This window comes from uncultured Anaerovibrio sp., from assembly GCF_947302755.1.
GTDB lineage: Bacteria > Bacillota > Negativicutes > Selenomonadales > Selenomonadaceae > Anaerovibrio.
Genome location: NZ_CAMYWM010000152.1, coordinates 1 through 5,345, shown reverse-complemented (window position 1 = coordinate 5,345; position 5,345 = coordinate 1). Strand labels below are relative to the sequence as shown.

The following is a 5,345-nucleotide window of genomic DNA, read 5'->3' as shown; positions in this document are numbered from 1 at the left end:
CCGTGCCACGCCGCCTTAGCTTACCATATCCCCAACGATAGCCCTTTGTATCTCTTAAATCCTGCATGTAGAATTTTTCATGGTCAAGCTCTGTTTTACAGGCTTCCCGAAACTTCTCATATCCCTCTCTCAGAAAGCCGATATCCGCATCATCATCCCAAGGAATGTAGCCCTTATGCCGAATAGCCCCCAGCATCGTCCCGCCAACCATATTGTATTTAATATTGCATTTTTTGCATATTCTATCCACTTCAGCAATCAATTCCATTTGTGTTTCCTGCAATTTTTTCAGTTCTGCTGGAGACATATGGTATGCCTGCTGTTCCATCACTATAAAACCTCACAATCTATGAATAAAAACAAACTTCCCATAATATCTATCGAAAGGCTCCGCCTTAATATAAAGCTATAAATGCCTTGTCTTATACAATTCTATCATTCCCCAGCGTAATCCTGCAAAAACATGATATTTTTTGGGCTGCGCCAAATTTGGGGCAAAAGAAAACTGCTGCACATTCGTACAGCAGCTATCAGATTACCAATTATTAATATCCTGTTTCCCTATATAACCGCATAAAAAACCTGCCAACAAACTAAAAGAGCTCCTGTCAGATATCCTATTTTTACACAGTGACATTAGCTGCAAGTCCCGCCAATAATCATCCCCCTGATTATTATCAACCACCAACAGCCTATCAGAAATATCCAACAGTCCTAATTCCTCGGCATTTTCCTCACACCAGGGAATATCATCTGAAAAAAGCAGGTACAATGAAACTTCATGTTCCCGATCAAAATCACCTATTGTTTGCTTATAATAAACAGGGGCCGCTGCCCACCCTAAACTAACCATATCACCACGACGAATATGAATTGCTGTTGGTTCATTGGCCATATTTATTTTTTCCTGTACCTGGATATTATATATATCATCAAAGGGCGGGAACACTAATTCCTTCTGTATTTCTTTTGTAATTTGGTTATAAAAACTATACGTTAGCCAATATCCATGCCAATAGATGTTTTCGTTTATACCAACTTCCAGAGCATCTCCCACTGCAAAATCTCTTATGTCTCCACTAAAATTAATATTTGTAATCCCCTTTTCCCTTATCGCTCTCAAAGGAAGTCCATTCATTCTGAGCTGTTCAGGAATATCTAGGCCCTGCTGCCGCATATTAACCATATGCTCCCAAACATCATCTGTGAACAATTGGCTTAAAAAGGGCAGGTCCAAACCAAAAATACGTTGCAGCTCGTATCCATGATGCGGTACATCCTCCCCCCAAAATTTGCCATCATCTATAACAGTATGAACCTGAGGCAACAATTTACTATACCAGCGATAAAAAATATACTGAAAAAGCTGGTTGCCCAAACCACCATTCATGTAGATTATATGCACCAATAATCATTCCTCTCACATCCCAAAATACACAGGGCACGTGTCACCTAATTAATTCCGACCTATTAATACTTTCCTATTATTTTCGAGTCACTATAATCAGCAGCTTTCTTTTCCGGCAAGGTCAACAAATAGCCATCCACAAAGTCACTACCTTCCTTTAGCCCAATACCCTCAAACATTTTTTCCAAAACATTGAAGTGTTTACTAATCACTATAAGAATTCTCTTATCGGCCGGCAAAGAGAAAAAGACGTCAAAAATATTACCGCACTGTAAGTTAGTGGTCTCATCTTCACCGCTATCATAAAAGGTGCCAGATAGAAATGTTTCCACTTTGGAAGCCAACGTAGGGCTTCCAAATATTAATCTTTCAGGCTTTCTTAGCAACAACTTTAACAAATCAGCTCCATCAGCTAACTCCCGACAATTTTGGGCCAATTCAGACAAACTCCGCATTGAAGCAACTTCATTTTGCCAAGGAGTCTTGCATAAATAATGCCAAAAAAGGGTATCAAAGGTATCCTTGGTATCAAGTCTTAGTGCCCCTCCTGCATAATGAATAATAGCCTCACCGTTATACATATTCTGCAAACGGGCAAGATTTACCAATAAATTATACTCTATCGGCAAAAATAGGCATGATTTAGCAAAAATACAGTTCAGAAAATCCTGATCAGGATATTTCAGATAAGCTTCATCCTGCAATAAAAAAGCAATCACATCGTCAGTTATATGTTGATGCTCCCTTAAAAATTTCATATCCATCAACATTACGCCGGAATTGAAGTATTTATCCTGCTGAACAAGCCCATTTTTAACCACTGGAGGTGCCAAATCTTGCGGCATCATGGCCATAACGCTATCAGGAACCGCAGCAACGATTGCATTCCCCATGTCCACATTCCACAACTTGGCAATATCCATGTGAACAATGGTATCCGCATCAAGATAAATAACCCGCTCCACATCAGAAGGCAAAAGTGCCCCCATTGCAAAACGGTAAAGCATTCCCTGGCCCCCAGAGGAATATATTTGCTCTATCCTGGCTATAAAATCCCTAATTGATGGATTTAATAATATATTGTAAAAACAAATCTCCTGACCATAATGCTCTGTCAATGCTATGAGCCTGCTTTTATTATCTTCAGTTAATGTATCATCATGTAAAATGTGTGCAACCACATGAGACTTGGTATTCTCAAACAATGAACAAAGTGAAGTTCCAGCAAACTTGGTATAGTTTCCACTTATATCATTCAATGCGTAACACACATGAATTTCATTATTCATAATATCCTCTAAAAAAACTATTACAACACGCCATCAGCAATTTTCCTGCCGTTATCAGGGCAGTCAGTGATAATTATATCCACCCCATATTCGCAGAAACGCTGCATTTCTACCCTTGGATCCACTGTCCAAGTATTTACCTTTATTCCATAGGCATGGCATTTATCTATATACTCCTTATCTATATGCTGATAGTTGGGATGAACTGCCTCAGCCTGCATCATAATAGTATATCCAGGGACATCCACAAAATTCTGTCCCATCAATAGACCGATACGAGCCTCCGGCACAACATTCTTCAATAGCTTAAGGCTGTAATGATTAAAGGAAGAATATATCACCCTACTTTCCATATCAAATTCCTTTATCATGGCTGCTGTCTTTTCCTCCAGCCCATCATAAAGAATAACGCCAGTCTTTAACTCTATATTTAATTCTTTCCCCATTGGAGCAAAGAACTCCAAAAACTCCCTTAATGTTGGAATTTTCACATTGCCATACTCTGGATGAGTCTTGGAAAAGGAAAACTCCCGCAGTTCTTTTAGCGTAAAATCCTTCAGCCAACCAACGCCATCGCTGGTGCGGTCAATCTTTTCATCATGGCAGATAACTATCTCCCCATCTCGTGTCAGCTGAACATCCAACTCAATGCCATCAGCCCCCATAGCAACAGCCTTTTCAAAGGCTGGCATGGTATTTTCCGGGGCATACTGCGTATCCCAGCCAGACGCTCCCCTGTGAGCATATATTTTAGTTTTAGTCAATTACCTTCCCCTCCTCAATAGGTGTGGAAGAACGCCAGGACAGAAATTTTTCCATGACCTCAGCAATGGCGATTGATTCGGCTCTCGTAAGCTTAAAGCCCCCCTTGGGATGGCCGTTGATTGTGGAAACAAAATCACTAAGCTCATAGCGTAGCCCGTCACCCAAATACTTGGTAAAGAACTTCTCGTTCTGATTAAAGTCCTCATAACAAATTTCAAACTCCGTTGTCTTCCACCAAGGGGCCGGAACAAATATATAACCTCTGGTACCGGAAATCAGCAAATGCCCATCCGACTTCACCTTTACGCCAGTCTTAGCTGTGGCCATACTACTGCCATAATTAAAATACGCCTTGGCATAAAGGTCGATACCATTTTCCGCCTTAAAACACTCAAAACGGATTGATTTATAGTCCTTGCCCAACAGCTTTATAATCGGCAAAAGGGTATAGCTGCCAAACTCAGTGAAGCTGCCACCATTTACCGGGTCAGTAAGCTCTCTGGTATTACGCTCCGACATTATTCTGGTAAAGGCCGATTCAACATCGCGTATTTCGCCAATGATGCCGCTCTGCACCATGGACAGCAACCGAATAAACCCGGGAGTATAGGCAGTTTTCAGGGCTTCCATCAGAATCAGCCCCTTTTCTTCAGCAATTTTAAACAGCTCCTCCGCCTCTGCCTTATTCAAGGTTATAGGCTTCTCACACAAAACATGTTTGCCGTGAAGCAGGGCATTTTTCGTATACTGATAATGGAATTGGTGAGGCACACAAACATCCACCGCATCCACATGCTCATAAAATTCTTCCTCATTATCCGTGTAAAATTCGCAGTCCATTTCCTCGGCAAATTTCTTGGCACTTTCTATATGTGGATTAAATACGCCAGCAAATTCCATACCGCTTACATACTTAGCCTCCGGAATAAATCTACGGGCAATACGGCCACTGCCTATAAGTCCCATACGAATTATTTTGTTGTTGCTGGCACGCTTCATAGTGCTGGAAACGCCCTTAGTCCGCTCCAGATATCTAACCTCACAAAAGTCTTTGAGATAGTCAAATTTCCCCGTCCAATCCGAACCAAGGACAAAAATATCCACATCATACTTTTGTATATCCTCTACCTTTTGCCCCACATGGTCTTCCACTATCACTTCATCAGCAAAGCCTGTTTTCTTCACGTTCTCTATGCGGGTCATAAGAGAATCCACCACATTTAGTTTTCCTCTGGCCTCATCAAAGCTTTCAGTGGTCACTCCCACAATCAGATAATCCCCCAAAGCTTTGGCTCTTTGAAGCAAGCGATAGTGCCCCTCATGAAACAAATCGTAGGTGCCGTATGTAATTACCTTAACCATAGCATCAACTCATTTCTCTGTTCGCCGTCATACGTTCCATGACAAAATCATATATCTTTTCCCCAGCAGTACCATCATTATTGGCCGCTATGCTGGAATAGGCAGCCAACTGTAAATCCCTGTCAAACTGCTTACCATGTATATTGCCATCGAGTAAATCCTGTAAAGAATTAAAGGCATTTTCCATACAACCATACAAGAACCAGGCGGACATTCTATCATAGCCAATTTCCATCTGGAATTTACTTTCTTTATTAAAGGAAATAGGCACTTCCTCCCAAATATCATTATCCACATTTACATGGTACAGCTTTCTGGTCGGCCAGTGAACGAACTTCAAATCCTTGCTATTACAGTCAAAGCTTTCCCAAATAAAACCACCAATACCCCAAGTGTAGAGATAACCATTGGCCGCCTGAGTGCTTGCCCCAAATGGTGTATCCCACTTGGTAATTTCACCAGTAGTCTTATTTAACTTCAAGAACTGATTGCCCCAATTAGGCACTATATACAAATACTCC

6 protein-coding genes are annotated in these 5,345 nt (G+C 41.1%); all 6 read right to left on the bottom strand.

What is annotated here, in order from left to right:
* A partial coding sequence (locus Q0Y54_RS11515; protein WP_297968039.1) for a phosphorylcholine transferase LicD occupies positions 1 to 307 on the bottom strand: 307 nt, incomplete at its 3' end.
* A 228-nt stretch (positions 308 to 535) separates the two neighbouring features.
* The gene (locus Q0Y54_RS11510; RefSeq protein ID WP_297968037.1) at positions 536 to 1,390 is read right to left on the bottom strand and encodes an alpha-1,2-fucosyltransferase; all 855 of its coding nucleotides are present in this window, start codon (positions 1,388 to 1,390) and stop codon (positions 536 to 538) included.
* Between the two features lie 80 nt (positions 1,391 to 1,470).
* Entirely contained in the window at positions 1,471 to 2,697 is a 1,227-nt protein-coding gene (locus Q0Y54_RS11505; protein WP_297968034.1) for a glycosyltransferase family 8 protein, read from the bottom strand.
* Between the two features lie 20 nt (positions 2,698 to 2,717).
* Positions 2,718 to 3,461 carry a glycerophosphodiester phosphodiesterase gene (locus tag Q0Y54_RS11500; protein WP_297968031.1) on the bottom strand — a complete coding sequence of 248 codons (744 nt, stop codon included), beginning with the start codon at positions 3,459 to 3,461 and terminating at the stop codon, positions 2,718 to 2,720.
* Positions 3,454 to 4,824: a Gfo/Idh/MocA family oxidoreductase gene (locus Q0Y54_RS11495; protein WP_366072727.1), complete on the bottom strand. Its 1,371-nt coding sequence runs from the start codon at positions 4,822 to 4,824 to the stop codon at positions 3,454 to 3,456. The genes Q0Y54_RS11500 and Q0Y54_RS11495 overlap by 8 nt, the downstream gene beginning before the upstream one ends.
* A gap of 4 nt (positions 4,825 to 4,828) precedes the next feature.
* Positions 4,829 to 5,345 (bottom strand): hypothetical protein (locus Q0Y54_RS11485; RefSeq protein WP_297968028.1); only part of this gene is annotated, 517 nt, incomplete at its 5' end.